This is a genomic window from Micromonospora sp. LOL_024 (genome assembly GCF_048060415.1).
Taxonomy (GTDB): domain Bacteria; phylum Actinomycetota; class Actinomycetes; order Mycobacteriales; family Micromonosporaceae; genus Micromonospora.
Genome location: NZ_JBHMIS010000014.1, coordinates 72,989 through 98,335 on the forward strand (window position 1 = coordinate 72,989; position 25,347 = coordinate 98,335).

A 25,347-nucleotide genomic window follows, 5' to 3' on the forward strand; every position below is an offset into this window, starting at 1 on the left:
AGACATACTCTGGCACTCGACTGTAGCGAGTGCCAGTCTACGTCGGGGGACCCGTCGACGCGATGATCAAAAGGTGGCTCTCTCGCACCTCGAACCGATCGGCGGGTCGACACTCGCCGGTGTCGCTATGGTGCACCGTTGCCCATGGCACCTACCGTGACCTCCATGACTGAACCACCTCGTCCCCCAGACTCCGGCGACGAACCCACGACCCCGCTGTCCGGGTCGTCCGGCCAAGCCGGCTATCCCCCGCCCGGCGGCTATACCCCGCCCGGCGGCTATACCCCGCCCGGCGGCTATACCCCGCCCGGCGGTTACCCGCCACCCGGAAGCGACCAGCCGCCTGCGGCCGGGTACCCCCCGCCGGGTGGCTACCCCCCGCCCGGTGGTTATCCCCCACCCGGTGGGGCGCCCGGTGTCGGCTACCCGACCGGCGGCCACGGCGCACCCGGCGGCGGCTACCCCAGCAATGAGGACAAGACCTGGGCGCTGATCGCCCACTTCGGCGGACCACTCGGTGTGGTCGTCGGTGGCGGCCTGCTCGGCTGGGTGGCGCCGCTGATCGCGATGATGACTCGCGGGCAGCAGTCCCCCGTCGTCCGGGCACACTCGGTGGCCGCGCTGAACTTCCAGCTCACCTGGGCCGTCGCCGGCGTGCTGAGTTGGGTGCTCGCCACGATCACCTGCGGCATCCTGTTCTTTGTCCCGATCCTCGTGGCGATCGTGGCGGTGATCTTCGGAATCATCGGCGGCGTCAAGGCCAACGAGGGCGCGCTCTACCGCTACCCGGTGACCTACGCCTTTGTGAAGCGCTAGCGCACCAGCGACCTCTCGTGCAGCGCCGCCGGTCAGGGCAGCAGGTCCCGCACCACGGCGTCGGCGAGCAGCCGGCCGCGCAGGGTGAGCACGGCGCGGCCGGCTGCGTGGGCGGGTGCGGCGAGCAGGCCCTGAGCCACCGCCCGCGTCGCGGCCGACCGACCGGCGTCGTCCAGGACCTCCAGCGGCAGCCCGGCGGCCAGCCGCAGCCGCAGCATGACGTCCTCCATGTGCGCCTCGTCGCCGGACAGCATCTCCCGGGCCAGCCCGGGTGAGCGGCCGGCGGCGAGGCGCTGCGCGTACGCGGTGGGGTGCTTCACATTCCACCAACGCACGCCGCCGACGTGGCTGTGCGCCCCCGGTCCCAGGCCCCACCAGTCGCCGCCGGTCCAGTAGAGCAGGTTGTGCCGGCATCGGGCGGCCGGCGTACGGGCCCAGTTGGACACCTCGTACCAGGAGAAACCGGCCGCGTCGAGAGCTGCCTCGGCAGCCAGGTAGCGGTCTGCCGCCACGTCGTCGTCCGGGTACGGCAGCTCACCGCGACGCATCCGCGCGGCCAGTCGGGTGCCGTCCTCCACGATCAGGGCGTACGCGCTGACGTGGTCCACCCCCGCGGCCACGACCTGGTCGAGCGAGGCGGCGAAGTCCTCGGCCCGTTCTCCCGGCGTCCCGTAGATCAGGTCGAGGTTGACGTGGTCGAAGCCGGCATCGCGGGCCTCCAGCGCCGCGGCGGTGGCCCGGCCGGCGCCGTGTCGGCGGTCCAGAACGGCGAGCACCCCCGGCGCGGCCGACTGCATGCCCAGCGAGATCCGGGTGTACCCGGCAGCCCGCAGCTCCTTCAACGACGCGGGCGTCACCGACTCCGGGTTGGCTTCGGTGGTCACCTCCGCGTCACCGGTCAGCCCCCAGGTCCGGTCGACGGCGTCGAGGATCCGGGCCAGGTCGTCGGCGGGCAGCAGGGTGGGGGTGCCGCCGCCGACGAAGACGGTCTGCACCCGCGGCGGCGGTGCGTCGCCCAGCACCCGCGCGGCGAGCGCCAGCTCGGCCAGCACCGTGTCGACGTAGCCGTCCCGGCTCGCACCGCCGCCCAGTTCGGCGGCAGTGTAGGTGTTGAAGTCGCAGTAGCCGCAGCGGCTGGCGCAGAAGGGCACGTGCACGTACACCCCGAGACCGCGGGCGCCGACGGTGGTGCGGGCGGACGCGGGCAGCGAGCCGTCGGCCGGAACGGGTTCGCCTGCTGGAAGGAGGCCGGGCATGGCCACTAGTGTGCCCTCACATGACCTCTCCCGACGCGCTCGTGCGGGTCGCCACGGCCCGCGGGGTGACCACCCTCACCCTGGACAGCCCACACAACCGCAACGCGCTCTCCACGCCGCTGATGACCGAACTGCTCGCCGGGTTGGCCACTGCGGTCGCCGACGACACGGTCCGGGTGATCGTGCTCGACCACACCGGTCCGGTCTTCTGCTCCGGGGCGGACCTGAAGGAGACCGCGGCGGCGTACGCCAGCGCGACGGTGCCGGCCGGGATGCTGGGTGACGTGCTCGCGGCGGTCTGGGAGTGCCCGAAGCCGGTGCTGGCCAGAGTCGGCGGCCCCGCCCGGGCCGGTGGGCTGGGGCTGATCGCGGCGGCCGACCTGGCGGTCTGCGCCGCCGAGGCCACGTTCGCCTTCACCGAGGTGCGGATCGGGGTGATCCCGGCGGTGATCTCCGCGACCGTGCTACCTCGACTGCACCCCCGCGCGGCAGCTGAGCTGTACCTGACCGGCGATTCCTTCGACGGGCGGCGGGCAGCCGAGATCGGCCTGGTGACCGCCGCGGTGCCGGCCGACGACCTGGATGCCGCGGTGGCGCGATACTGCGATTCGCTGGTGCGCGGCGCTCCGACGGCCCTGGCCGGCGCGAAGCAGTTGCTGCGCCGCCCGGCCGCCATCGACCACCGGGCCGAGATGACGGAGCTGGCCGCCCTCTCCACCGGCTACTTTCTGTCCGCCGACGGGGTCGAAGGAGTCACCGCGTTCCGGGAGAAGCGGGCGCCCCGCTGGGTCGCCGAACTCGGCAGGTGAGGGGCTGCCCCGGATCGGAACCTCAGCTGCCACGGTTGTCGCGTGGCGGCTCGAACCTGCCGGACGACCCGTTCGGGCCAACGAGGGACGTACGCTTGGCGGACCGTCGTACGGGAGGTGTGGGTGCGTACTCGGGCAGTCGTCGCCGGTTTCGTGGTACTCGTGGTGATCGCCGCGCTCGGGATCGTTCTCGGCATGCGGGAGGTCGGCGAGCGAATCCGGCTGCCGTTGACCGGCCGGAGCTGCACGGTGCAGGCCGACGGGAAGGTCGCCCTGGATTCACACCAGATGGCCAACGCGGCGACGATCGCGGCCATCGGCATCCAGCACGAGCTGCCCGACCGGGCCGTGGTGGTGGCGTTGGCCACCGCCTACCAGGAGTCCGGGCTGCGTAACCTGACCGGTGGCGACCGCGACTCGGTGGGGCTGTTCCAGCAGCGGCCGAGCCAGGGCTGGGGCACCCCGGCCAAGATCCGCGATCCGCGGTACGCGGCCGACAAGTTCTACGCCGCGCTCAAGAAGGTGCGCGGCTGGGAGGGCATGCGGGTCACCGACGCCGCGCAGAAGGTGCAGCGTTCGGCCTTCCCGGAGGCGTACGAGAAGTGGGCCGACGAGTCGGAGGTGCTCACCCGTGCCCTGCTCGGTCACGCCACCGGCGCGGTGGCCTGTGCCTTCGGCGGAGATCCGGCGATGCGCGGCGAAGCCGCCGCCGTGGCGCTGACCCGCGGGCTCAACCTCGACTGGGGGCTGACCTCGGCGGCTACCACAGCGGGTTTGACCGGTCTGACCGTTGCGGCGGCCGATCAGCGGGCGGGCTGGCGTTACGCGCACTGGCTGGTTTCGCACGCCAACGACCACGGGGTCAAGCGGGTGCGCTTCGGCGACCTGGAGTGGACCAACCGGGCTGGTTCGTGGAGCCGGGTCGGTGACGCGACAGCGCAGCCCGCCGAGGTGGTTGCCGAGGTCTTCGCGGACGCGTGACGGGCTCAATCTCCTTACTCGCAGTCACTGCGAATTCCGATAGAAGCACACAAGGTCAACCTCCCCACGATGTCGAGTGGCGCTGAGTAGTCGCGTCACCGCCTTGCGTCGCTGCACCCGTGAGATCGCGACCCGGCCCCCTCGAAGCCTCACGCCCAGGGGTTACGATCGGCCGTCTGCGCCAGAAATGGTTTCACCTCTTGGGGAGGGGCACGACGTGGCATTCGACTACGGCGACCGGACCGGATACGAACCGATCAGTGACGTTGACCGCAAGGAGTTCCATGAGCAGGGCTTTCTCCTGCTGCGTAACGTCCTGACCGAGGACCACCGGGCCGCGCTCGAAACCGCGGTCGACCGGGTCTACGAGGAGGAGAAGGCCAAGGGCAACACCACCAAGGACGGCACCCTGCACCTGCTGGGCTTCCTTGAGCGGGACGAGCTCTTCGGCGAACTGCTCACCCACCCGGTCGCGTTCCCCTACATGTGGGGTCTGGCCGGATGGAACATCTACACCCACCACAACCACCTCGACGTCACCCCGCCGGCGCTCGAGCAGGAGAAGCCGTACTGGGGCTGGCACCAGGACGGGTACCGGCAGAACTCCGACCCGGAGACGATGGACCCGAATCTGCCTCGGCCGATGTTCTCGCTGAAAGTCGCCTACGTCCTGTCCGACCTGTCGGAGAACGGCCGGGGCGCGACCAAGGTCATCCCCGGCAGTCACCTGCGGAACTCGCTGCCCCGGCCGGCGGACCTCAGCGTGCACAACCCGGACCCGGAAGGCACGGTGGAGATCACCGCCAACCCGGGTGACGCCTTCATCTTCGACCGCCGCCAGTGGCACTCCCGGTCCACCAACCTGTCGGACATCACCCGCAAGATGCTCTTTGTCGGCTACACCTACCGCTGGATCCGGCCCCTCGACGAGCTGCACCCCGACAAGGACGGCGAGTGGTACCGCAACCGCACGCCGGTGCAGCGCCAGCTTCTCGGTGAGGGCACCCACACCGCGAACTACTGGGGCATCAACTGGAACGGCTACGTCGACGACGAGATCCCGCTGCGCAAGGAACTCAAGGAGCGTGGCCTGCTCGACCGCACCATCCCCTGGCTGCGCTGAATCGTCGCCGCGCCACGGCGCCGAACGACCGCCGCGCCACGGCGCCGAACGACCGCCGCGCCACGGCGCCGAACGACCGCAGGGCCACCGGCGCTGAACCGTCGCCGCGTACGCACACGAAAGGCGCCCGACCTCTGTGGTCGGGCGCCTTTCGAAGATCAGCTGTTACCGGGTGACACCCCGGCGACCTCGGCCCACACCGGCGACCAGCGCGACCGCGACGGCAGCCAGCAGCACCTGGAGCATCAACTCCCGCCAGTCGAGCCCGGCGGTCTCGGCGAAACCGGACGCGCGGGCGATGACCGTGCCCAGCAGCGCCGCGCCGACACCGATGATCATGTGCAGCCAGATCGGCATGTTCTGCCGGCCCGGTACCACCAGGCGGCCCAGCGCACCGATGATCAGGCCGACGAACAGCGCGGTGATGATGCCCCAGACGGTGAACTCCATGGCTCGCTCTCCTTCACAAAGACGTTCCACATCCTGTGGAATTCCTGTCGTGACCGCCTAATGCCCGACCCGCGAAGATCCCAAACCGGCTTTCCGGCTGACACGTCACTGTGGATTGGATCGGAGGGATCGCGACCGGCACCGGACAACCCGGAAACGGGTGGCGGCAGTCTTCGCCGGCCTATCCACAAGAGACCGACGGGCACCCGGCCAGGTGGCCGGGCGCCCGAAGGGGTGGAGGTGCCGCTACCGGCGTGTGACGCCCCGACGACGGCTTCCCACGCCGACCACCAGCGCCACCGCGATCGCGGCCAGCGCAACCTGCACGGCGAGTTCGGCCCAGTCGATGCCGGCGGTCACCGTGGCGATGCCCGTCGCGCGGGCCAGAACGGTGCCGAGCAGCGCCGGCCATGTCGTCCGTCGATGGCACATCGGTCACGCGGACCGGCTCGCCGCCCGCCTCCGACCCCGGTCACTTCTTTCCGGAGCCCTTGCCGTCGGCGGAGTCGGAAGAGAGCGCGGCGATGAAGGCCTCCTGCGGAACCTCCACCCGGCCCACCATCTTCATCCGCTTCTTGCCCTCCTTCTGCTTCTCCAGCAGCTTGCGCTTGCGGCTGATGTCACCGCCGTAGCACTTGGCGAGCACGTCCTTGCGGATGGCCCGGATAGTCTCCCGGGCGATGACCCGGCTGCCGATCGCGGCCTGGATCGGCACCTCGAACTGCTGGCGCGGGATCAGGCTGCGCAGTTTCGCGGCGATCGTGGTGCCGTAGGCGTACGCCTTGTCCTTGTGCACGATGGCGCTGAACGCGTCCACCGGCTCACCGTGCAGCAGGATGTCGACCTTCACCAGTTCGGACGCCTGCTCGCCGGAGGGCTCGTAGTCCAGCGAGGCGTACCCCTTGGTCCGGCTCTTCAACTGGTCGAAGAAGTCGAAGATGATCTCGGCGAGGGGCAGCGTGTACCGCAGCTCCACCCGGTCGGCGGAGAGGTAGTCCATGCCGAGCAGGTTGCCGCGTCGCCCCTGGCACAGCTCCATCACCGCGCCGACGTAGTCGTTCGGGGTGAGCACGGTGGCGCGGACGACCGGCTCGTACACCTCGGCGATCTTGCCGGTGGGGTACTCGCTGGGGTTGGTCACCACGATCTCCTCGCCATCCTCGGTGATGGCCCGGTAGACCACGTTCGGGGCGGTCGAGATCAGGTCGAGGTTGTACTCACGCTCCAGCCGCTCCCGAATGATCTCCAGGTGCAGCAGGCCGAGGAAGCCGCAGCGGAAGCCGAAGCCGAGTGCGCCGGAGGTCTCCGGCTCGTAGTCGAGCGCGGCGTCGTTGAGCTTGAGCTTGTCCAGCGCCTCACGGAGATTCGGATAGTCCGAGCCGTCGATCGGGTACAGCCCGGAGTACACCATCGGCTTCGGGTCCTTGTAGCCGCCCAGGGCCTCCTTCGCCGGCCGGGAGTTGATGGTGATCGTGTCACCCACCCGGGATTGGCGGACGTCCTTGACGCCGGTTATCAGGTAACCGACCTCGCCGACACCGAGCGCGTTGGCTTTCACCATCTCCGGAGAGATGACGCCGATCTCCAGCAGTTCGTGCACGGCGGCGGTGGACATCATCTTGATCCGGTCCCGGGCGCCGATCCGCCCGTCGATCACCCGGACGTAGGTGACGACGCCCCGGTAGACGTCGTACACCGAGTCGAAAATCATGGCACGGGCCGGGGCGTCCGCGTCACCGACCGGCGGGACAAACTGCCGGACTATCTCGTCGAGCAGGTACGACACCCCCTCGCCAGTCTTGCCGGAGACCCTGATGCAGTCCGCCGGATCGCCACCGATCAGGTGCGCCAACTCCTCGGCGTACTTCTCGGGCTGCGCGGCCGGCAGATCGATCTTGTTGAGCACCGGGATGACGTGCAGGTCGTTCTCGAGCGCCAGATACAGGTTGGCCAACGTCTGCGCCTCGATGCCCTGGGCCGCGTCGACCAGCAGGACCGCGCCCTCGCAGGCCGCCAACGACCGGGACACCTCGTAGGTGAAGTCGACGTGGCCCGGAGTGTCGATCATGTTGAGCACGGCCTGCTCGCCGACCCGCTCACCCTCAGCGATGGTCCACGGCATCCGGACCGCCTGGCTCTTGATGGTGATGCCGCGCTCGCGCTCGATGTCCATCCGGTCGAGGTACTGCGCGCGCATCTGCCGCGGATCGACCACGCCGGTGAGCTGCAACATCCGGTCGGCCAGGGTCGACTTTCCGTGGTCGATGTGGGCGATGATGCAAAAGTTCCTGATCCGCGCCGGGTCGGTGGCACCAGGAGCGTTCGCGCCGGGATCGAGCGTCGGTGGCACAGCGGTCCGTTCTGGTCGGCTGACGTGAGCGGGCCGGCACCGCCGGCCCCCTCTATGCTCCCACGTCCCCCAGGGACGACCACCGTGCGGGCGAACCCAGCCCGATCACTCCAGCGGCGGCTCGGCGAAGAGAGCGGCGAGCCGGGGCAGCCGGCGTCGCGCCTCGTCGGAGTCGTCGAAGTCCCAGAACTCGTTCAAGTCCGGCTCAGCGGCGACCCCCGGGCCGCCGGCAGGTCACTCGCGGTCGCCTTGCGGTACGCATCCCAAGCCACGCTGAGCATGTCCCCGCACTCGAACTCCTCGCCACTGAGCGAGGCGGCCCGCACCACAGGCAGTCCGGCCAGCGAATCCGGCTCGGCCACCGCGCGGGCGAAGATCTCCCGCCCCTGGGCCATCAGCCAGCCCCGGAAGTACTCGAAGCCGTCGTCGGAGGCACCCCCGTTGATCAGGTACGCGGCGCCCCAGAGGTCGACCCGGTAGGAGGCGGCGAGAACCCGTCGCTGGTGCTCGGCGTACCCGACGATTTCCTGCGGATCACGCTCGGCGAGCAGTGCCACCGCCCGGGCGGCGATGTCGTCCGGCACTCCCCCGCCGCCGCGGGCACGGTCGATCAGCTGCCAGAAGTCTTCGGTCCTCATGGTCTGGCAGTCTCGCAGGCGCCGGCCCGGGCACCCGGAAGCGCGCCGCACATCGCCAGGGCGACACGGGAGCGGGCAGCATGGGCGGGTGAGCGATCCGGCCCCGCCGCCCGTGCCGTACCACGCGACCGCCCGACGACCCGGATGGGACGTGCTGCCGGCGCAGCTGCGGGCCGCGGTGGCGACGCGGCTCGGCGCCCCGGTGGTCCAGGCCCGGGTCGCGGGCGCCGGCTTCACCCGGGGCTTCGCCGCGGTGCTGCGCACCGCCGACGGTGGCAGCGCATTCGTCAAGGCCGCGGCCCGTGCCGAGCAACCACGACTGGTCGACTGGTACGCCCGGGAGGCGGCCATCCTCACCCGGCTGCCCGACGGACTGCCCGTGCCGAGGCTGCGCTGGACGCTGTGGGTGGCCGGCTGGTACGCACTCTGCCTCGAACCCGTCGACGGGCACTGCCCTCGGCTGCCCTGGGATCCGGCCGAGCTGACCAGCACCCTCATCGGTTTCGCCGACGTCGCCGCCGCGCTCGCCGACCCGCCCGCCGAACTGACCTCCCTCGGGCTGCCCCGGCTCGCCGACCTCGCCCGCGACGACATCCTCTGGTGGGGAGAGGTCGCCGCCGGCCGGGAACCCGCGCCGCCACTGCCCGCCCCGGTCCGGGGGCGGTTGACCGACCTGGTCGCGCTGGAGTCGCTACTGCCCGGGTACGCCGCCGACGCCACCGGCCTGACCCACGGCGACCTGCGCGTTGACAATGTGCTGATCGACCGCTCCGGCACCGCCTGGTTCTGCGACTGGCCGTGGATGTGTCACGGGCCGGCCTGGTTCGACCTGGCCGGCCTGCTGATCACCGGGTACGCGGGCGGGCTGGACGTCGACTCGATCTTCGACACGCACCCCGCCGCAACCGACGCGCCAGCCGACGCGCTCGATGTCACGCTGGCCGCGCTGGCCGGCTACCACCTGACCGCCGCCGCGTCGGCGCCCTCGACCGCGTCGGCCCACCTGCCCGCCCACCAGCGGTGGACCGGCGTGCAGGCGCTCGGCTGGCTTGCCCGTCGCCAGGGCTGGACCTGACCGCCGCTGGCGACCCTGGTGCCGGCGGTCGACGGCTGGCCACACACGTGCGGTCCGACGCCCATGGCGCCCTTTTGGCCTGGCCTGGACGGACCTGGTAACCTGGCTCTTCGCGCAGCGATGATGCATGCTTGTCGCGCGCACAAGCTGACCAACCCGAGCTATCAAGACGAGGCTGTCGCGTGGCGAACATCAAGTCCCAGATCAAGCGCAACCGGCAGAACGAGAAGCGCCGGCTGCGCAACAAGTCGGTCAAGTCGTCGCTGAAGACCGCCATCCGGAAGTTCAACGAGGCTGCCGAGGCCGGTGACGTCGAGAAGGCCACCGCACTCATGCAGGACGCCTCGCGCAAGCTGGACAAGGCGGCCAGCAAGGGCGTGATCCACGGCAACCAGGCCGCGAACCGCAAGTCCGCGATCGCCATGCGCGCCGCGTCGCTTGCCGCCTGAGCCGGCGAACCAGACCTGACGGAAGTCCCGGGGCGGCGCGCTCCGGGGCTTCCGCACGCCCCCCCCGCTGGCCGCACCGCTTAAGGCGCGTCGACGCGGGTCCTCTGTCGACGCGGGTCGACCCGCGTCACCTCACGTTCGTCGGCCCGGTCAGGAGCCGGGCTCGGCCGTGCCCGGTCGCCGCGCTGCCGCCGGCCCCGGGTCGCGTCCGCGCCCATCGACATCCCACCCGCTGCCGCCCGGGGGTGCCGCGCGCGTCGCCGGTTGTGCCGCGCCGGAAGGCTCGGCCGGTCGTGGCTCCGCCAGGATCACCGTGGCGGGCACGCTGTGCCACAGCCAGTCGACTCTCGCTCGGCCGACCGCCGGTTCCATCTGGCGTCGGAACCGGTCGCGTTCCTGCTCAGGCACGGCGGCGGCGGAACGGACCACCACGGCGGCCACCACGTCGTTGACCTTGACCATCACCGCCACCGCCGCGGGCAGCACCAACACCGCCCACCAGGTCACCAGTTCGGCCAGCGCGAGCAGGGCCGCCAGCGCGATCGCACCCTCGAAGAAGATGAAGCAGAGAACGCCACCCGGGTTGAGGAAACGCAGCCCGAGCACCCGGGCGTACAGCGGGCGGTAGCGCTGTTCACCGGCCGGGATTGTGGCCCACGAGCCACGGAGGGCTCCGCTCACCTGGCGCCACCCCGCGCCGCAGCCACCGAGAAGACGGCCCTCTCCAGCGCGTACGCCCGGTCGTCCGAGCCGCCCTTGACCGCCGCGTTGCACTCTGCCGCCGCCCGCATGGCCTCGACCAGCCCACCGGGCGTCCAGCCACGGGCCTGCCGTTGGGCCCGCTCCACCTTCCACGGCGGCAGGCTCAGAGCGCTGGCCAGCTGGTATGGGTTACCCCGACCGGCCGAGGCGACCCGGGCCACCGTGCGGATCCCGTCGGCGAGGGCGTCGGCGATCGGCACCGGGTCCACGCCGACGTGCAGGGCCCAGCGCAGCGCCTCCAGCGCCCCCGGCAGGTCGCCAACCATCGTGGCGTCGGCAACCGTGAAGCCGCTCACCTCCACCCGACCCCGGTAGTAGCGGGCGACGGTGTCGGCGCCGATCCGGCCGCCGGTGTCGGCGATCAGCTGGGCGCAGGCCGCGGCGAGTTCACGCAGGTCGTTGCCGACCGCGGCGATCAGCGCCTCGGCGGCGGCGTCCGCGCACCGCCCGCCGGCCCGGCGGATCTCGTCGCGGACGAAGGCGACCCGGTCGCGATGCCCCTTGAGCTTGGCGGCCGGCACGATCTGGGCACCGGCCGACCTGAGCCCGTCGGCGAACGCCCTGCCCTTCGCCGCGCCGAGGTGCTGCACGACCAGCTGCACGTCCGGGTCGGGATTCTTCGCGTACGACAGCAGGGCCGCGACCAGATCCTTGCGGGCGTCCTGACCGGACCGGAGCAGCAGCACCCGGCGCCCACCGAACAGCGACGGGCTGAGCATCTCGTCGATCTCGCCGACGGTGAGCTGGCCGGCCTGGTACTCGCGCACGTCGACGCCGGGGTCGGCGGCCCGCGCAGCGGTGACGGTTTCGGTCAGCGCACGCGTGGCGAGCAGCTCCTCGTCGCCGAGGACGAGCACAATAGGAGCGGCACTGGCGGCGGTCACGCCGCCCATATTCGCACGCTCAGCCGCCTGGTCCAGCCCGCTCGTCGGTACTGTGCCGGCAGGCCCCGCACTCAACGCAAATCCAGACATCTGCCTCTTAATTCTTTTTTCCCCGCAAATTGCCACCGATTCAGGTCGTCAGCCACCCGTGGTCGGCCCGGCGGTCACCACCGCGAGCCCAGCCGGCCCCCGCACCGCCGCCACGTCCCCGTCGACGTCGGTACGCAGCACCCGCGCCCCACCCCGAGCCAGCCGGGCCAGCACCGCCCCGTTGGGGTGGCCGTAGGTGTTGCCCGCGCCGACCGGGACCAACGCGACCGAGGGCGCGACCGCGTCCAGAAACCCCGGATCCTGGTACGCGCTGCCATGGTGGGCGACCTTGAGCACGTCGGCCCGCAACGCCTGCGGCGGCAGGTGCTCCCGCAGCGCCCGCTGCTCCTCGGTCTCGGCATCACCGGTCAACAGGATCCGCACCCCCGCGACGCTGGCGAGCAGCACCAGGGAGTTGTTGTTCGGGTCCGATCGGGTTCCCCGCATCGGGTAGGGCGGTCCGACGACGACAAGGTCGACCGCACCGGCCCGGTAGCGCCACCCAGCCGGGGCCGCCACCAGCGGGGTGCCGTTCGTGGCGGCGGTGGTGCGCACCCGGTCCCGCCCGGCCGCCGGCTCCGGCCACTGCGGGGTCAGCACCGTGTCCACCCGCCGTCCCCGGAAGACCCCGGCCACACCTCCGGTGTGATCGACATGGAAGTGGCTGACCACCAGCAGCGGCACCCTGCGGACGCCGAGCCGGCGCAGGCAGGCGTCCACCACCGCCGGATCCGGACCGGCGTCGACGACCACCGCCGCGCCGGCCGCCACCGGCAGCAGCACCGCGTCGCCCTGCCCGACCGCGCAGACCGCGATGACCCAACCGGCCGGTGGCCAGCCGGGGGAGATCACCCGAACCGGCACGGTGCCGAGCATGACCGCGACGGTGAACACCGCCACCAGGCGGCGCGCCACGGGTCGCCTGGCGACGACCAGCAGCACCACGGTCAGCCCGGCCAGCAGAAGAGCCCCGGACGCCCCATCAGGCCAGGGCAGGTTACCCGCCGGCAGCCGGGCACCGTACCGGGCGATCAGTACCAGCCACCACGCCGGCCAGTGCGCCATCCAGGCGGCCGCCTCGGCACCCGCCGGCCAGACCGGTGACACGACCGCCGCTGCCACCCCGAGGACCGTGGCCGGTGCGATCGCCGGCACCGCGAGGAGGTTGGCCGGCACCGCCACCAGGCTGACCGTGCCGGTCAGGCCGGCGATCACCGGCGAGCAGGCCAGCTGCGCGGCGGCCGGCACCGCCAACGCCTCGGCCACACCCGGCGGTACACCTCGTCGGCGCAGACCGTCCCGCCAGCCGGGGGCGAGCAGCAACAGGCCGCCGGTGGCCAGCACGGACAGCGCGAAACCGGCGTCCCCGGCCAGCTCGGGGTCGACCAACACCAGCACCGCCACGGCAGCCGCCAGCGCGGGCACCGCCGCCCGGGGACGGCCGGCGGCCAGCGCGGCAAGCCCGATCGCGCCCATGGTCGCCGCCCGCACCACGCTCGGCGAGGGCCGTACCAGGATGACGAAGCCCACCAGGGCCAGCCCGCAAAGCCCTGCGGCCAGCACCGGACCGGCACGGGCCCAGCGGGCGAGCAGCAGCACCGCCCCGACGACGATCGCCACGTTGGAACCGGATACGGCATTGAGGTGGGTCATTCCGGTTTCCCGGAAGTCTTCCTCCACGGTGTCGGGCAGCTGACTGGTGTCCCCGACGACCAGGCCGGGCAGCAGGCCACCCGGATCGTCAGGCAGTGGCGCACACGCCTGCTGCAGGCCGGCCCGCAGCCGACCGGCCGCCCGTTGCAGGGCCGACGGAGGCCCGAGCCCGGCAGGCGCCCCGGTGGCCATCAGCACCGCGCCGGTCAGGTCACCGCCGCGCGGTTGTGCCAGACGTCCCTCGGCGGTGAGCCGTTGTCCGGGCAGCAGCTCCCGCCAGGCCGGATCGTTGGCGAGCACCAGCACGCGCGCCGGCACGGCGATCCGCTGCCCCGGTGAGCCGGTCACGCTCACCAACCTGGCCGGCACGAGCAGGGTCGGCGGGCGGCCGACGATGCCGCCGCGCACCGCCCTCGGGTCGTCCCGGACGACCAGCTCGGCGGTCACCTGGGCTCCTTCCTCGACCAACGCGCGCAGCGGCGCCGCGTCCCGCACGGCCAGCCGGGACGAGGTGGCCGTGCCGCCGCAGACCACACCGAGCAGCACCGCCACCACGATCCAGCCGTGCCGCCGGACGATCCGGCCGGGGCGGCCGACGAGACCGAGCAGGTGCAGCGCCACCAGAGCGGCGAGCCCGGCCGCGACGGCGGCCATCAGCAGCGACCGCCGGGCGTCGAGGTGCAGCCCGGTCAAAGCGGTGAGCCAGGCGGCCACGGCCAGCCCGGCCAACCGCAGGTCGGGCGCTGTCGCGTCGGCGGTCGTCCCAACCGGCACCGGTACTGCCAGGCGTACCCGGCCCGCCCGCACCTCGCCGTCGACCGGCCCCGCCGTGCCGGACGTGGCTGTCCTTCCGGACATCACACCGTCACCAGATCCTTGAGCTGCTCGTATCGCGCGTCGCCGATGCCGCTGACCTGGCGCAGGTCACCGACGGTCCGGAAGCCACCGTGCTGGTCGCGGTACCCGACGATCCGCTGGGCCAGCACCGGCCCGATCCCGGGCAACGTCTCAAGCTGCGCCGACGTCGCGGTGTTCAGGTTGACCCGTGCGCCCGGGCCGGGATCGCTGCCCGGGGCGGCGACCGGCGGAGCGCCCGCCGGTGGCGGGGGTGCCGGTACACCGACCAGGATCAGCTCCCCGTCGTTGACCTTTCGGGCCGGGTTCAGCATCGTCACGTCGACTCCGGGCAACGCGCCTCCGGCCGCGTCTACGGCGTCGGCGACCCGCGACCCGCTCGGCAGGCGCACCAACCCGGGCCGACGGACCTTTCCCGCGACGGCGACCACCAGTTCACCGGTCGGCGGCTCGGCTGGCACAGCCGACGGGTCACCTACCAGGCCGGTGGGCTCCGGTGTCACCGCGGCACTGGTCACGGCGACCACCGGCTCCACCTGCGGTCGGGACCGCCAGGTCCAGATGCCGGCACCGAGCACCACCAGGACGGCGACGGCCGCGAGCGCCCGCACTCCCCGCCGGCCCGGGTCGAACGCCCCCGGGCCGGGTAACCGGGACACCGACGGCGTTTCGGCCACGTGCTGCTCCGACTCGATCTCCGCCGACCCGATCTCGGTCGGGTCGGCCGCGCGAGCCGGGCCCACCAGGCCAACCGGGCCGACCGCGGGAATCGGGGCCACCAGGCCAGCCGGATCGGCCGGATCGGCCGGACGGACCGGATCGGAGACAGGATCCCGGCCGGGGGCAAGCGACGAGGCCACTGCCGGGTCAGGCCGGACGTGCAGGGGCAGTGGCGCGGTCGGCCAGTCCGTCGCCGCGCCGGGCATCAATCGCCACAGGCGTTGCCGTACCGCGGCTTCCTCGTCTTTGGGCACGGCGCGAGGCTAGGCGGCGGGACCCGGTCCCGGGTGCCGAGCGGGCCCGCGCTGTGCACAACCGACCGACTGTGGACAATGCCCTGATCATGCCCACCTGGTGCTACGTCGCCGCCGCACCGGTCAGTGGGACTCGGGGTTCAGGCCGAGGGCGGCGCGCCGGTCGTCGACCGGCAGGGTGACCCCGTTGACAAAGCCAGCCGTCGGTAGGAGCAGATCCGCCACCGCCACGACAGCGGATCGGTGACTCGCTGGGCGGCGTGCCGGGTCGCCCGAGGCGGACGATCATGGTGTGACGCGGTGGATGACCACGCAGGCGAGGCCGGGGCCGACGTGGGCGGCGACGGCCGCGCCGGCCTCGGAGAGGTACGCGTCGCGCAGACGATCACCGAGCCGGCCGGTCAGGACGCCGAGCAGGGCCTCGGCCCGTTGCGGCGCGGCGAGGTGGTGTACGGCCAGGTCGACCTGCCCGTCGCCGGCCGCCTCGACCGCCAGATCGGCCAGGCGCGCCACACCACGGCTGGCGGTCCGCACCTTGTCGCGCAGCACGATGCCGCCGTCCGGCATGTGCAGGATCGGCTTGACCGAGAGCGCCGTGCCGAGCAGGGCCTCGGCCGCGTTGATCCGGCCGCCCCGACGGAGGAACTCCAGGGTGTCGACGTAGAAGTAGATGCTGGTACGCCCGACGGCGTCGACGGCCGCGGCACGTACGCCGGGCAGGTCGGCACCCCCCTCGGCGGCCCGGGCCGCGGCGATCACCGGGAAGCCGAGACCCATGCCGCAGGATCGGCTGTCCACCACGGTCACCCGGTCACCCAGTTGGGCGGCGGCCAGTGCGGCGGCCTCAACCGTGCCGGAGAGCCCGGCCGACAGGTGGACCGAGACGATGCCCTCCGCCCCGCCGTCCAGCAGTTCGCGGTACGTGCGGGCGAACTGCTCGGGGGACGCGCGGGAGGTGCTCACCGAGACCCGCCGGCCGTCGAACGCACGGGTGGCGTCCGCAGGGAAGGTTTCCACCCCTTCCAGGCCCTCGACGCCGCCCAGCACCACGGTCAGCGGTACCACGGTCAGCCGGTGCCTCGGATTCAGCTCGGCGGGCAGGTAGGCGGTGGAATCGGTCACGACCGCGACGGGCATGCCGGCACCGTAGCCGATCGAGCTGGGTGGGTGCCTGGCCGTGTCGGCTCAGACCGGTTCGGCGGAGACCGGCACGGCGGGCGCGGCGATGCCGGCCGGAGTCGCGGAGGTGTTCATCGGACCCACATTGTGGGCGCGCAGGTGCCAGCCCCGGGTGACGTCGTGGCGTAGCTCGGTCCAGTGGCAGTTACGCAGCGACCCGACGGTACGCAGTACGGCGTGTTCCCAGCCGAGCAGCTGCCCGCAGCCCTGGCGGGCCGCGCCGCCGTGCGTGGCGATCACCACCGTCCCACCACTCACCTCGTCGGCGGTCTCCTGCAACGCGGATCCGATCCGTCTACCCAGGTCGTCCAGCGGTTCGACGTCGGCGCCCGGGTCGGGGTCACCGGCCCGCCAGCGGGCGTACTCCGTGGGAAACCGCTCGGCCACCTCGGTGAGCAGAAGCCCCTGCCAGCTTCCGAAATGGCGTTCCCGCAGTCGGGTGTCGGAGCGCACCGGCAGGCCGGTAAGCGCGGCCAGTGCGGCGGCGGTCGCCGCCGCGCGGCTCAGGTCACTGGCGACGAGGGCGTCCGGGCGCAACGCGGCCAGCAGCGGCGCGGCGGTCCGTGCCTGCTCCCGGCCGAGGTCGTTGAGCGGTACGTCGGTCTGTCCCTGGACCCGGCTGGCGGCGTTCCAGTCGGTGTTGCCGTGCCGCCAGATGATCAGCCTGGTCACTCGCCCGATCCGGCGACGGCCTCGGCGCGGGCGAGATCCCGGTCGACGAACGGGATGGTCGGGCAGTCCTTCCATAGCCGGTCGAGGGCGTAGAACTCGCGTTCCTCGGCGTGCTGGACGTGCACCACGATGTCGACGTAGTCGAGCAGCACCCAGCGGCCCCCGCGCTCGCCCTCCCGCCGTACCGGCTTCGCCTTCTCCGGCAGGTTGAGCAGCGCCTCCTCGACGGCGTCGACGATGGCCAGCACCTGACGCTCGTTCGGGGCCGCGGCGAGCAGGAACGCGTCGGTGATGGCGAGCTGGTCACCCACGTCGATGATGACGATGTCCTGAGCCTTCTTGTCGGCCGCGGCCTGAGCGGCGGCAATCGCCAGCTCGTGAGCGCGTTCGGAAACTGTCACCGTTCTCCTTCGATCAACCGTGCGATGCTTCCAGCCTCTCACACGCCCCGGAATCGCGAGCTGTCAGTTTCAGTCGAAAACAGGCACCGAACCACCCTTACCAGGGCAGATCACTCCCGGTACAGCTGGCGCTTAGCGATGTACTGCACCACACCGTCCGGCACCAGGTACCAGATCGGCTCGCCACGCGCGACCCGCTCGCGACAGTCGCTGGACGAGATCGCCATGGCCGGCACCTGCACCAGGCTGACCGTGTCGGCCGGCAGGTGGGCGTCGGTCAGTTCGAAACCGGGCCGGGTGACCCCGATGAAGTGGGCCAGCTCGAAGATCTCGTCGAGGTCCTTCCAGCTGAGGATCCGGTCCAGAGCGTCCGCGCCGGTGATGAAGAACAGCTGCGCCTTCGGGCCGTACCGCAGGCGCAGGTCACGCAGTGTGTCCACGGTATAGGTGGGTCCGTCCCGGTCGATGTCCACCCGACTGACCTGGAACCGCGGGTTGGAGGCGGTGGCGACCACGGTCATCAGGTAGCGGTCCTCGGCCGAGCTGACCGGGACGTTCGCCTTCTGCCACGGCTGTCCCGTCGGCACGAAGATCACTTCGTCGAGCCCGAAGCGGTCCGCCACCTCGCTGGCCGCCACGAGGTGCCCCTGATGAATCGGGTCGAACGTGCCGCCCATGATCCCGATCCGCCGGTTGTCTTCCACCACCGCATGATCCTAATCCCGGCGCGAACGCCGCCGGGCTTGACCACCACCGTCCGTGCCGGTGAGTCCCGCTCAGGCGGTCGTGGCGGCCACCGCCGTCCGCGCCACCAGGGCCCGCCGCAGGTCGTCGTCGGCGTCGACGACCACCCGGCGCAGCCCCCGCGTGACGTCGTCGCGGGCCAACAGCGCCGCGGCCGCCTCCCGGGTCGGTTGGGACACGGCGTGGCGGGGGAAGGCCAGCTTGGCGACCTCCTCGGCCACCCAGGGCGTACGCAGCTGCGCGGCGGCCGGCATGTCGACGAAGTAGCGCCCCACGTACTCGGCGGTCAACTCCAGCTGCTCGGGCTGCCAGAAACCCTGCGCTGTCGCCTCGATCAGCCGGTTGGACAGCTCCGTGCTCGACACGATGATCTCCCACGCGGCCTGCTTGGCGGCTGGGTCGGGCAGGGCGGCCCGACTCCGGGCCGCTCGCTCCGCGCCGGCGGCACTCGGGTCGGCGGCCGCCTCCGCCGCGATGTCGGCCTCCCCGGCTGCGCCCAGCACCACCATCCGGCCGAGCACCGTCCACCGCAGTTCGGTGTCGACGGCCAGCCCGTCGGGCACGTCCCGGCCGACGAGCCAGCCGGCGAGCAGGCCGACGTCGGTGGTGGTGGCGATCAGGCCACGGGCCGCCGCCAGCTGCAACGACTCCCTCGGCGCGGCACCGTTGAGCAGTCGGCGGCATGCCTCGGCGACCCGGGCCAGGGCGGCCTGCCGCGCCAGTGGGTCGAGGTACCGGTCGATCAGCGAACGACTCAGGGCCAGCACGTCCTCGATGATGATCACCTCCCGCTCGGCCGGCAACGCCACGGTGATCAGATTGACCAGTCCGGTGACCGGTCGCTCGCCGTCGGTTGCCGCGTCCAACGCCTCACCCCAGAGCAGGGCGCGAGCCAGCGGGTCGGCCAGACGCGGCAACAGCAGCGGCACGGCGTCGGCCGAGGCGGCGTCCAGGCGGACCTTGGCGAAGGTCAGATCCCCGTCGTTGAGCAGCAGGACCGCCGCCGCCGGTTCACCGGCCAGCCCGGCGAGCAGCGTCCGCCCATCGTCGATCTTCGGGTCGAGGTCGATCTCGAACCGCTCGGCGGTGCCGTCCACGGCGTACCGGCCGACACCGACACGGTGTGGGCGCAGCACCGGGTGGGTCGCGGGTGCGGTCTGCGCGATGGCGACCTCGGTGTAACGGCCGTCGGCGTCCACGGCCACCTCGGCCCGCAGCGTGTTGACCTGCGCGGTACGCAGCCAGGCCGCCGCCCAGTCGCCCAACTCCCGGCCGCTACGGGCGGAGAGGCTCTCCATCAGCTCGGCGAGGGTGGCGTTGCCGAGGCGGTGCCGGGCGAAGTGATCGTTGAGTCCGGCCAGGAACGCCTCGTCGCCCAGCCACGCCACCAACTGCCGCAACACGCTGGCGCCCTTGGCGTAGGAGATGCCGTCGAAGTTGAGCAGCCCCTCGGCGGCGTCGGCCACCCGCTCGGGTGCCACCGGGTGGGTGGAGGGCCGCTGGTCCGCCGCGTAGCCCCAGGCCTTGCGGCGCAGCGCGAAGGTCGTCCACGCCCGGTCGAACCGGGTCGCCTCGGCGGTGACCCGGGTGCCGAGGTACTCCGCGAACGACTCGTTCAGCCACAGGTCGTCCCACCACCGCATGGTGACCAGGTCACCGAACCACATGTGCGCCATCTCGTGGGCGATGGTGGTGGCGCGCAACTCGCGCTGGCTGTCGGTGACCGCCGACCGGAACACGTAGTCGTCGCGAAAGGTGACCAGGCCGGGATTCTCCATCGCACCGGCGTTGAACTCGGGCACGAACGCCTGGTCGTACTTGCCGAACGGATAGCGCTCGTCGAACAGCTGGTGGAACCGGTCCAGGCACTGTCGGGTGACGGTGAGGATTTCCTCCGCGTCGGTGTCCAGGTGCTCGGCGAGGGAGCGGCGGCAGTAGATACCCAGGGGGATGTCGTCGTGGCTGTCCCGGCGCACGTGCCAGGGCCCGGCGATCAGCGTGAAGAAGTACGTCGCGATCGGCAGGGTGGGGGCGAACTCCCAGCGGCCCGGGCTCGGACTGGCGGCCAGCTCGGCGTTGGCGGCCACCGTCCAGTGTTCCGGCGCGGTGACCGACAGGGTGACCGGCGCCTTCAGGTCGGGCTGGTCGAAGGCGGCGAAGATGCGCTGCACATCGTCCAGAAAGGACATCGCGTACAGGTAGGTCTCCCCGTCGGCGGGGTCGACGAAGCGGTGCATCCCCTCGCCGGTGTTCGTGTACGCCATCTCCGCCTCGACGGTCAGCGTGTTCTGCTCGGCCAGCCCGGTCAACGGCAGCCGGTTGTCGTCCAACACGGCGGGATCGAGGTCGGTGCCGTTGAGGCGTACCACCAGCAGTTTCGCGGGCTTGACCTCGGCGAAGCTCTCGGTGCCGGTGGCCCGGAACCGGACCGTGACGTGTGAGTGGAAACGCTCGCCGCCCCCGGTCAGGTCGAGGTCCACATGGTAGGACGCGACGGTGATCGACGCGCCACGCGCAATCGACTCTGCACGGCTCAAGCTCGGCATCCGCTTATCCTGCCCGATAAGGGAAGGAGACCACTTCCCCATTTCCCCTGGAATCTGGAGGACTGGACCATGACAGCGCACCCCAAGGGTGATTTCGACCTCGCCCGGGCAGTCTGGCAGCGGGCCGAGGGCGACACCTCGGAGGCGGCGGTGGAGGTCGCCTTCGTGGACGACCTCATCGGAATGCGCAACTCCGCCGAGCCGGACGGCCCGGTACTGGTATTCACCCAGGCCGAGTGGGACGCCTTCGTCGCGGGCGCCCAGGACGGCGAGTTCGACCTGGACTGAACCGGGCCCCTAGCCGAGGTCACCGTCACCCCAACCCAGGCCACCGGGCCCGGGCGCGTGATGGAAACCGGGATGGCCGGCCACGTCGGAGCAGCGATCCCCGTCTGGCCCGAGCGACCCGCAGAACAGCCGCTCCGCCTGTTGCCAGGCATCGGCCGGTGACAGCGCGGACGCCCCGATCGCCACTTCGGACCGAAGCAGGCTCAATGCCTCGGCGTAGCCGACCGCCACCTCACGCGCGGCCACGATATCGACGGCCGTGAAGCCGAGATGCACGGTGAAGTACCGGTCCGGCCGGGGCAGCCGGCACGGCGGCGCCACCAGCGGCGGTCCGCCACCTCGGGCCGCCCCGGCCAGCCACCGCCGCCAGTACACCGGCCGGTTGTCCCGCATCCGTCCTCCCCCGTCGCACGCCGAAGCCTTGAGCGCGCCCGACTGCTGGCCGCCCGCGAGTGCTTCCAGTCACCGCCCCGCTCGGGCGGTGTCGATGCCGCTGGAACCAGGAAACCAGGTCTGTCCGCTCCTGGGAGGGGCCAGCGGCACCCGCCGCCCTGTCATTCGTCCGGCCAGGTCCCGGCCGCCCGAAACCAGATAGAATACCCTAGTAAGGGACATATGGGCCGGTCGGCGGCGGCCGCGACAGGGGGCCTGATGACGAGCATTCCGACGGACCGCAGCCCGGACAGCACCCTGTCCTTCCAGCGGTCCGGCTACCGGTTCATCGGCGACCGGTGCGATCGGTACGGCAGCGACATCTTCCAGACCCGGCTCCTGCTGGAACCGACGATCTGTCTGCGTGGCCGGGCCGCCGCCGAACTCTTCTACGACGTCGACCGATTCATCCGCGAGGACGCCATGCCGCTGCGCGGCCAGCGGACGCTGACCGGACGGGGCGGCGTGCAGGGCCTCGACGGCGACGCCCACCAGCGCCGCAAGGCGATGTTCATGTCGCTGATGGCGCCGTCCGCGGTACAGCGCCTCGGGCAGCTCTTCACCGACGAGTGGCGGACCCGTATCCCCGCCTGGGAGCTGGCCGGGGCGGTCACCCTGCACTCCGAGGTCGCCTTGATGCTCACCAGGGCGGTCTGCGACTGGGCAGGGGTGCCGTTGGCCGCCGGAGAGCTGGACCGGCGCGCCACGGACCTGCAAGCAATGATCAACAGCGCTGCGGCGGCGGGGCCGCGCTACTGGCGTGGCCGGCTCGCCCGGCTGCGCGGCGAGCGCTGGGCCGGTGACCTCGTCGAGCGGGTCCGCGACGGCTCGCTGGCCGCTCCCGAGGGCGGTGCCCTGCGGGTGATCGCCGAGCACCGCGACGATGCGGGCCGGCCGCTGGCCCGCCGGATCGCGGCGGTCGAGTTGCTCAACGTGCTCCGCCCGACCGTCGCCGTGGGTCGGTTCGTGGTCTTCGCCGCGTTGGCCCTCCACGATCATCCTGCCTGGCAACAGCGGGTACGCGCAGACCACGACAGCACCGAGCAGTTCGTGCAGGAGGTGCGCCGCTACTACCCGTTCTTCCCGGTCACCGCTGCCCTGGTCCGGCGTACCTTCCAGTGGCAGGGCTACCAGTTTCCCCAGGGCCGGCGGGTGCTGCTGGACCTCTACGGCACCAACCACCACCGCGCGCTGTGGCCCGAACCGGAGCTGTTCCGGCCCGAACGCTTCACCCGCTGGCGTGATGACCCGTTCACGCTGATCCCACAGGGTGGCGGCGGGCACCTCACCGGCCACCGCTGCGCCGGAGAGTGGATCACCATAGAGTTGATGAAGCGAGCGGTGGCCCTGCTGACCGGGGCGATCCGGTACGACGTACCTCCGCAGAACCTCGCAGTCGACCTGAGCCGGATGCCGGCACTGCCGGCGAGTGGTTTCGTCGTCACCAACGTACGCCGCACCGCCTGAACGGCACCGGGCAGTGGCGCGCGACCCGACCGGCCAGTCGGCACTCGGGCCGTCGTCCCGGCTCGCAGCGGTCGAGCTACTCGGGGTCCTCCCCGTCGTCGGACGACGCCGCGATTTCGTCCTCCGGCCGCTGCCGGCGGGCCTTGCGGGCCGCCAGCCGCTCTGCCGCGCCAGCCCTGGTCACCTGTTCTTCCAGCCGCACGTCACGTCCCCGGGAGCCGGGCACGAAGTCGACCCCGGCGTAGAGCGTCGGCTGCCAGTCGAACTCCCGCACACCGATGCGAACCAGGTCACCGGGCTGGGCGCCCGCCTTGGCCAGTTGATCCTCCACGCCTAGACGGGCCAACCGGTCGGCGAGGTAGCCGACCGCCTCGTCGTTGTCGAAGTTCGTCTGGCGTACCCATCGCTCCGGGCGGACACCCCGCACGGTGTACGAGCCGTCGTCGGCCGCCTCGACGGTGAAGCCCGCGTCGTCGACCGCCTTCGGCCGGATCACGATCCGGGTCGACTCGGCCGGCGGCGTCGCCGCCCGCGCCTGCTCCACCAGCTCCGCCAGCGCGTACGTGAACTCCTTGAGCCCTTCGCGGGTGGCCGCCGATACCTCGAACACCCGCAGACCGCGCGACTGGAGGTCGGGCCGGACGATCTCCGCGAGGTCACGGCCGTCGGGTACGTCGACCTTGTTCAACGCGACCAGCCGAGGCCGGTCGGCCAGCCCGCCGTACGCGGCCAACTCCGCCTCGATGGTGTCGATGTCGGCGAGCGGATCCCGGCCCGGCTCCAGGGTGGCGGTGTCGATCACGTGCACCAGCACCGTGCAGCGTTCGACGTGCCGCAGGAACTCCAGCCCCAGGCCCTTGCCGGTGGCGGCCCCCGGGATCAGACCCGGCACGTCGGCGACCGTGTAGGTGTGGTTGTCGACCCGGACCACCCCGAGGTTCGGCACCAGGGTGGTGAACGGGTAGTCCGCGATCTTCGGCTTGGCCGCCGAGACAACCGAGATCAGCGAGGACTTCCCGGCCGACGGAAAGCCCACCAGGCCGACGTCGGCGACACTCTTCAGCTCCAGCACCACGTCCAGCTGTACACCCGGCTCGCCCAGTTCGGCGAAGCCGGGGGCCTTGCGACGGGCGTTGGCCAGCGAGGCGTTGCCCCGCCCACCGCGCCCGCCCCGGGCCACCTCGAAGGTGGAGCCGGCGCCGACCATGTCGGCCAGCACGGTGCCGTCGGCGGTCTGCACGACCGTGCCGTCCGGCACCTTGAGCACCAGGTCCCGGCCGTTCGCGCCGTCCCGGTTGGACCCTGCGCCGCCCTTGCCGTTGTCGGCCTTGACGTGCGGCCGGAAGTGGAAGTCCAGCAGAGTGGTCACCTGCGGGTCGACCACCAGGGACACGGTGCCGCCGTGCCCGCCGTTACCGCCGTCCGGCCCGCCGAACGGTTTGAACTTCTCCCGGTGGATGGAGACACAGCCGTGCCCACCATCGCCGGCCTGCAGGTGCAGGACGACCCGGTCAACGAACGTCGCCACGGGCGTCAATCCTTCCAGCGAGGTCGAGCCTCGCGCAAAAGGCGAAGCGGGCCAGGACACGAGGTCCGTGGCCCGCTTCGCCCGAAGAGAAACTACTGCTGCGGCACGATGCTGACAGTCTTGCGACCACGCTTGGTGCCGAACTGGACCGCGCCGGCGGTCAGCGCGAAAAGCGTGTCGTCGCCACCGCGGCCGACCAGGTCACCGGGGTGGAACTTGGTGCCGCGCTGCCGGACGATGATCTCGCCCGCGCTGACAACCTGACCACCGAAGCGCTTCACGCCGAGTCGCTGCGCCGCGGAGTCACGGCCGTTACGCGAGCTGGACGCACCCTTTTTGTGAGCCATCTGAGGACGACCTACTTCCCGCTGGAGATGCCGGTCACCTTGACCTGGGTCAGCGGCTGGCGGTGACCCTGGCGCTTGTGGTAGCCGGTCTTGTTCTTGAACTTGTGGATCCGGATCTTCGGGCCCTTGGTGTGCGCGGCGATCTCGCCGGACACCTCGACCTGAGCGAGCTTCGTCGCGTCGGTCACCAGGTCGTCACCGTCGACGAGGAGCACCGCGGCGAGCTTCACCGCGTCGCCGGGGGCACCGACGAGCTTCTCGACCTCGATCACGTCGCCCTCGGCGACCTTGTACTGCTTGCCGCCGGTTTTGACGATCGCGTACATCGGAGGCGGACTCCCTGTCGTTGAGGCTGCTGACGGTCGTTCCCGCGGCGGCTCGCCGGGTAGCAGAGGCACGGCAGCCCGGGCACGCGAGAACACGGCACACCAAAGTGCGCCGCAGGTCAGCGTACGCCATGGCCGGGCCGGTCCCCAAACCGGGTCGGCCGGTCAGCGGCGCAGAGCCGGTCGAGGCGCTGCTGAAGACGGTGACGGCGAGCGGACGGCGCATTGTTGTCTCCTCTGGGCGACCGGCAC

General features: G+C 71.7%; 24 protein-coding genes and 2 pseudogenes. 8 read left to right on the forward strand and 18 right to left on the reverse strand.

What is annotated here, in order from left to right:
* Positions 1–165: 165 nt before the first annotated feature.
* A complete protein-coding gene (locus ACFHWY_RS16565; RefSeq protein ID WP_416581084.1) occupies positions 166–816 on the forward strand; it encodes a DUF4870 domain-containing protein in 651 nt (216 codons plus the stop codon).
* Positions 817–848: 32 nt separating this feature from the next.
* Here ACFHWY_RS16565 and hemW read toward each other — a convergent pair whose 3' ends face one another.
* Positions 849–2,072 carry a radical SAM family heme chaperone HemW gene (hemW, locus tag ACFHWY_RS16570; protein ID WP_416581085.1) on the reverse strand — a complete coding sequence of 408 codons (1,224 nt, stop codon included), beginning with the start codon at positions 2,070–2,072 and terminating at the stop codon, positions 849–851.
* Positions 2,073–2,092: 20 nt separating this feature from the next.
* Here hemW and ACFHWY_RS16575 point away from each other — a divergent pair, with 20 nt between their 5' ends.
* From ACFHWY_RS16575 to ACFHWY_RS16585, 3 genes are all read left to right on the forward strand, one after another.
* On the forward strand, positions 2,093–2,881 hold the full coding sequence (locus ACFHWY_RS16575) for an enoyl-CoA hydratase-related protein (RefSeq protein ID WP_416581086.1): 789 nt from the start codon (positions 2,093–2,095) through the stop codon (positions 2,879–2,881).
* A gap of 117 nt (positions 2,882–2,998) precedes the next feature.
* Positions 2,999–3,862, forward strand: coding sequence for a hypothetical protein (locus tag ACFHWY_RS16580; RefSeq protein ID WP_416581087.1), 864 nt, complete (start codon positions 2,999–3,001; stop codon positions 3,860–3,862).
* Between the two features lie 217 nt (positions 3,863–4,079).
* The gene (locus tag ACFHWY_RS16585; protein ID WP_416581088.1) at positions 4,080–4,985 is read left to right on the forward strand and encodes a phytanoyl-CoA dioxygenase family protein; all 906 of its coding nucleotides are present in this window, start codon (positions 4,080–4,082) and stop codon (positions 4,983–4,985) included.
* Positions 4,986–5,150: 165 nt separating this feature from the next.
* Here the strand turns inward: ACFHWY_RS16585 and ACFHWY_RS16590 are convergent, their stop codons facing one another.
* The 4 genes and pseudogenes from ACFHWY_RS16590 to ACFHWY_RS16605 form a co-directional block, all read right to left on the reverse strand.
* On the reverse strand, positions 5,151–5,435 hold the full coding sequence (locus ACFHWY_RS16590; protein WP_416581089.1) for a GlsB/YeaQ/YmgE family stress response membrane protein: 285 nt from the start codon (positions 5,433–5,435) through the stop codon (positions 5,151–5,153).
* A 246-nt stretch (positions 5,436–5,681) separates the two neighbouring features.
* Positions 5,682–5,840: pseudogene (locus ACFHWY_RS16595) on the reverse strand (GlsB/YeaQ/YmgE family stress response membrane protein); the annotation flags it as partial.
* A 67-nt stretch (positions 5,841–5,907) separates the two neighbouring features.
* Complete coding sequence (lepA, locus tag ACFHWY_RS16600) at positions 5,908–7,785, reverse strand: translation elongation factor 4 (RefSeq protein ID WP_416581090.1); 1,878 nt, start codon at positions 7,783–7,785, stop codon at positions 5,908–5,910.
* A gap of 105 nt (positions 7,786–7,890) precedes the next feature.
* A pseudogene (locus tag ACFHWY_RS16605) lies at positions 7,891–8,423 on the reverse strand (DUF4240 domain-containing protein).
* 88 nt (positions 8,424–8,511) lie between these two features.
* Between ACFHWY_RS16605 and ACFHWY_RS16610 the strand changes: the two are divergent.
* Positions 8,512–9,498, forward strand: coding sequence for a phosphotransferase family protein (locus tag ACFHWY_RS16610; RefSeq protein ID WP_416581091.1), 987 nt, complete (start codon positions 8,512–8,514; stop codon positions 9,496–9,498).
* Between the two features lie 182 nt (positions 9,499–9,680).
* Positions 9,681–9,947 (forward strand): 30S ribosomal protein S20, encoded by a 267-nt coding sequence (rpsT, locus tag ACFHWY_RS16615; protein ID WP_416581092.1) that lies wholly within the window; start codon positions 9,681–9,683, stop codon positions 9,945–9,947.
* 150 nt (positions 9,948–10,097) lie between these two features.
* On the opposite strand, the gene ACFHWY_RS16620 is transcribed toward rpsT, so the two are convergent.
* From ACFHWY_RS16620 to pepN, 9 genes are all read right to left on the reverse strand, one after another.
* The gene (locus tag ACFHWY_RS16620; protein ID WP_416581093.1) at positions 10,098–10,628 is read right to left on the reverse strand and encodes a hypothetical protein; all 531 of its coding nucleotides are present in this window, start codon (positions 10,626–10,628) and stop codon (positions 10,098–10,100) included.
* A complete protein-coding gene (gene holA / locus ACFHWY_RS16625; protein ID WP_416581094.1) occupies positions 10,625–11,602 on the reverse strand; it encodes a DNA polymerase III subunit delta in 978 nt (325 codons plus the stop codon). Before holA ends, ACFHWY_RS16620 begins: the two co-directional genes overlap by 4 nt.
* A 129-nt stretch (positions 11,603–11,731) precedes the next feature.
* Complete coding sequence (locus ACFHWY_RS16630) at positions 11,732–14,194, reverse strand: ComEC/Rec2 family competence protein (RefSeq protein ID WP_416581095.1); 2,463 nt, start codon at positions 14,192–14,194, stop codon at positions 11,732–11,734.
* Positions 14,194–15,165, reverse strand: a complete 972-nt coding sequence (locus ACFHWY_RS16635) for a helix-hairpin-helix domain-containing protein (protein ID WP_416581096.1) — start codon at positions 15,163–15,165, stop codon at positions 14,194–14,196. Before ACFHWY_RS16635 ends, ACFHWY_RS16630 begins: the two co-directional genes overlap by 1 nt.
* Before the next feature lie 285 nt (positions 15,166–15,450).
* Positions 15,451–16,302 carry a DegV family protein gene (locus ACFHWY_RS16640; RefSeq protein ID WP_416581097.1) on the reverse strand — a complete coding sequence of 284 codons (852 nt, stop codon included), beginning with the start codon at positions 16,300–16,302 and terminating at the stop codon, positions 15,451–15,453.
* Between the two features lie 48 nt (positions 16,303–16,350).
* Positions 16,351–17,016 carry a histidine phosphatase family protein gene (locus ACFHWY_RS16645; protein WP_416581098.1) on the reverse strand — a complete coding sequence of 222 codons (666 nt, stop codon included), beginning with the start codon at positions 17,014–17,016 and terminating at the stop codon, positions 16,351–16,353.
* On the reverse strand, positions 17,013–17,417 hold the full coding sequence (gene rsfS / locus ACFHWY_RS16650) for a ribosome silencing factor (RefSeq protein ID WP_416581099.1): 405 nt from the start codon (positions 17,415–17,417) through the stop codon (positions 17,013–17,015). The genes ACFHWY_RS16645 and rsfS overlap by 4 nt, the downstream gene beginning before the upstream one ends.
* Before the next feature lie 110 nt (positions 17,418–17,527).
* A complete protein-coding gene (gene nadD, locus ACFHWY_RS16655; protein ID WP_416581100.1) occupies positions 17,528–18,124 on the reverse strand; it encodes a nicotinate-nucleotide adenylyltransferase in 597 nt (198 codons plus the stop codon).
* Positions 18,125–18,193: 69 nt separating this feature from the next.
* Positions 18,194–20,707: an aminopeptidase N gene (pepN, locus tag ACFHWY_RS16660; protein WP_416581101.1), complete on the reverse strand. Its 2,514-nt coding sequence runs from the start codon at positions 20,705–20,707 to the stop codon at positions 18,194–18,196.
* Positions 20,708–20,776: 69 nt separating this feature from the next.
* On the opposite strand from pepN, the gene ACFHWY_RS16665 reads away from it, so the two are divergent.
* A complete protein-coding gene (locus ACFHWY_RS16665; RefSeq protein WP_092382019.1) occupies positions 20,777–20,995 on the forward strand; it encodes a DUF397 domain-containing protein in 219 nt (72 codons plus the stop codon).
* Positions 20,996–21,004: 9 nt separating this feature from the next.
* Here the strand turns inward: ACFHWY_RS16665 and ACFHWY_RS16670 are convergent, their stop codons facing one another.
* Positions 21,005–21,388, reverse strand: coding sequence for a hypothetical protein (locus tag ACFHWY_RS16670; protein ID WP_416581102.1), 384 nt, complete (start codon positions 21,386–21,388; stop codon positions 21,005–21,007).
* 258 nt (positions 21,389–21,646) lie between these two features.
* On the opposite strand from ACFHWY_RS16670, the gene ACFHWY_RS16675 reads away from it, so the two are divergent.
* On the forward strand, positions 21,647–22,894 hold the full coding sequence (locus tag ACFHWY_RS16675; RefSeq protein ID WP_416581103.1) for a cytochrome P450: 1,248 nt from the start codon (positions 21,647–21,649) through the stop codon (positions 22,892–22,894).
* Positions 22,895–22,970: 76 nt separating this feature from the next.
* On the opposite strand, the gene obgE is transcribed toward ACFHWY_RS16675, so the two are convergent.
* The 3 genes from obgE to rplU all read right to left on the reverse strand — a co-directional run bounded on the left by obgE (position 22,971) and on the right by rplU (position 25,095).
* A complete protein-coding gene (obgE, locus tag ACFHWY_RS16680; protein WP_416581104.1) occupies positions 22,971–24,422 on the reverse strand; it encodes a GTPase ObgE in 1,452 nt (483 codons plus the stop codon).
* Positions 24,423–24,514: 92 nt separating this feature from the next.
* Complete coding sequence (gene rpmA / locus ACFHWY_RS16685; protein WP_092382025.1) at positions 24,515–24,769, reverse strand: 50S ribosomal protein L27; 255 nt, start codon at positions 24,767–24,769, stop codon at positions 24,515–24,517.
* 11 nt (positions 24,770–24,780) lie between these two features.
* On the reverse strand, positions 24,781–25,095 hold the full coding sequence (rplU, locus tag ACFHWY_RS16690; protein ID WP_092382026.1) for a 50S ribosomal protein L21: 315 nt from the start codon (positions 25,093–25,095) through the stop codon (positions 24,781–24,783).
* Positions 25,096–25,347: the final 252 nt, after the last annotated feature.

Bases quoted from the DNA above. Each gene is read 5' to 3' on its own strand.
- ACFHWY_RS16565 (WP_416581084.1), top strand. From the start codon at position 166: ATGACTGAACCACCTCGTCCCCCAGACTCCGGCGACGAACCCACGACC.
- hemW (WP_416581085.1), bottom strand. From the start codon at position 2,072: ATGCCCGGCCTCCTTCCAGCAGGCGAACCCGTTCCGGCCGACGGCTCG.
- ACFHWY_RS16575 (WP_416581086.1), top strand. From the start codon at position 2,093: ATGACCTCTCCCGACGCGCTCGTGCGGGTCGCCACGGCCCGCGGGGTG.
- ACFHWY_RS16590 (WP_416581089.1), bottom strand. From the start codon at position 5,435: ATGGAGTTCACCGTCTGGGGCATCATCACCGCGCTGTTCGTCGGCCTG.
- holA (WP_416581094.1), bottom strand. From the start codon at position 11,602: ATGGGCGGCGTGACCGCCGCCAGTGCCGCTCCTATTGTGCTCGTCCTC.
- ACFHWY_RS16630 (WP_416581095.1), bottom strand. From the start codon at position 14,194: ATGTCCGGAAGGACAGCCACGTCCGGCACGGCGGGGCCGGTCGACGGC.
- ACFHWY_RS16640 (WP_416581097.1), bottom strand. From the start codon at position 16,302: ATGCCCGTCGCGGTCGTGACCGATTCCACCGCCTACCTGCCCGCCGAG.
- pepN (WP_416581101.1), bottom strand. From the start codon at position 20,707: ATGCCGAGCTTGAGCCGTGCAGAGTCGATTGCGCGTGGCGCGTCGATC.
- ACFHWY_RS16665 (WP_092382019.1), top strand. From the start codon at position 20,777: ATGACAGCGCACCCCAAGGGTGATTTCGACCTCGCCCGGGCAGTCTGG.
- ACFHWY_RS16670 (WP_416581102.1), bottom strand. From the start codon at position 21,388: ATGCGGGACAACCGGCCGGTGTACTGGCGGCGGTGGCTGGCCGGGGCG.
- ACFHWY_RS16675 (WP_416581103.1), top strand. From the start codon at position 21,647: ATGACGAGCATTCCGACGGACCGCAGCCCGGACAGCACCCTGTCCTTC.
- rpmA (WP_092382025.1), bottom strand. From the start codon at position 24,769: ATGGCTCACAAAAAGGGTGCGTCCAGCTCGCGTAACGGCCGTGACTCC.
- rplU (WP_092382026.1), bottom strand. From the start codon at position 25,095: ATGTACGCGATCGTCAAAACCGGCGGCAAGCAGTACAAGGTCGCCGAG.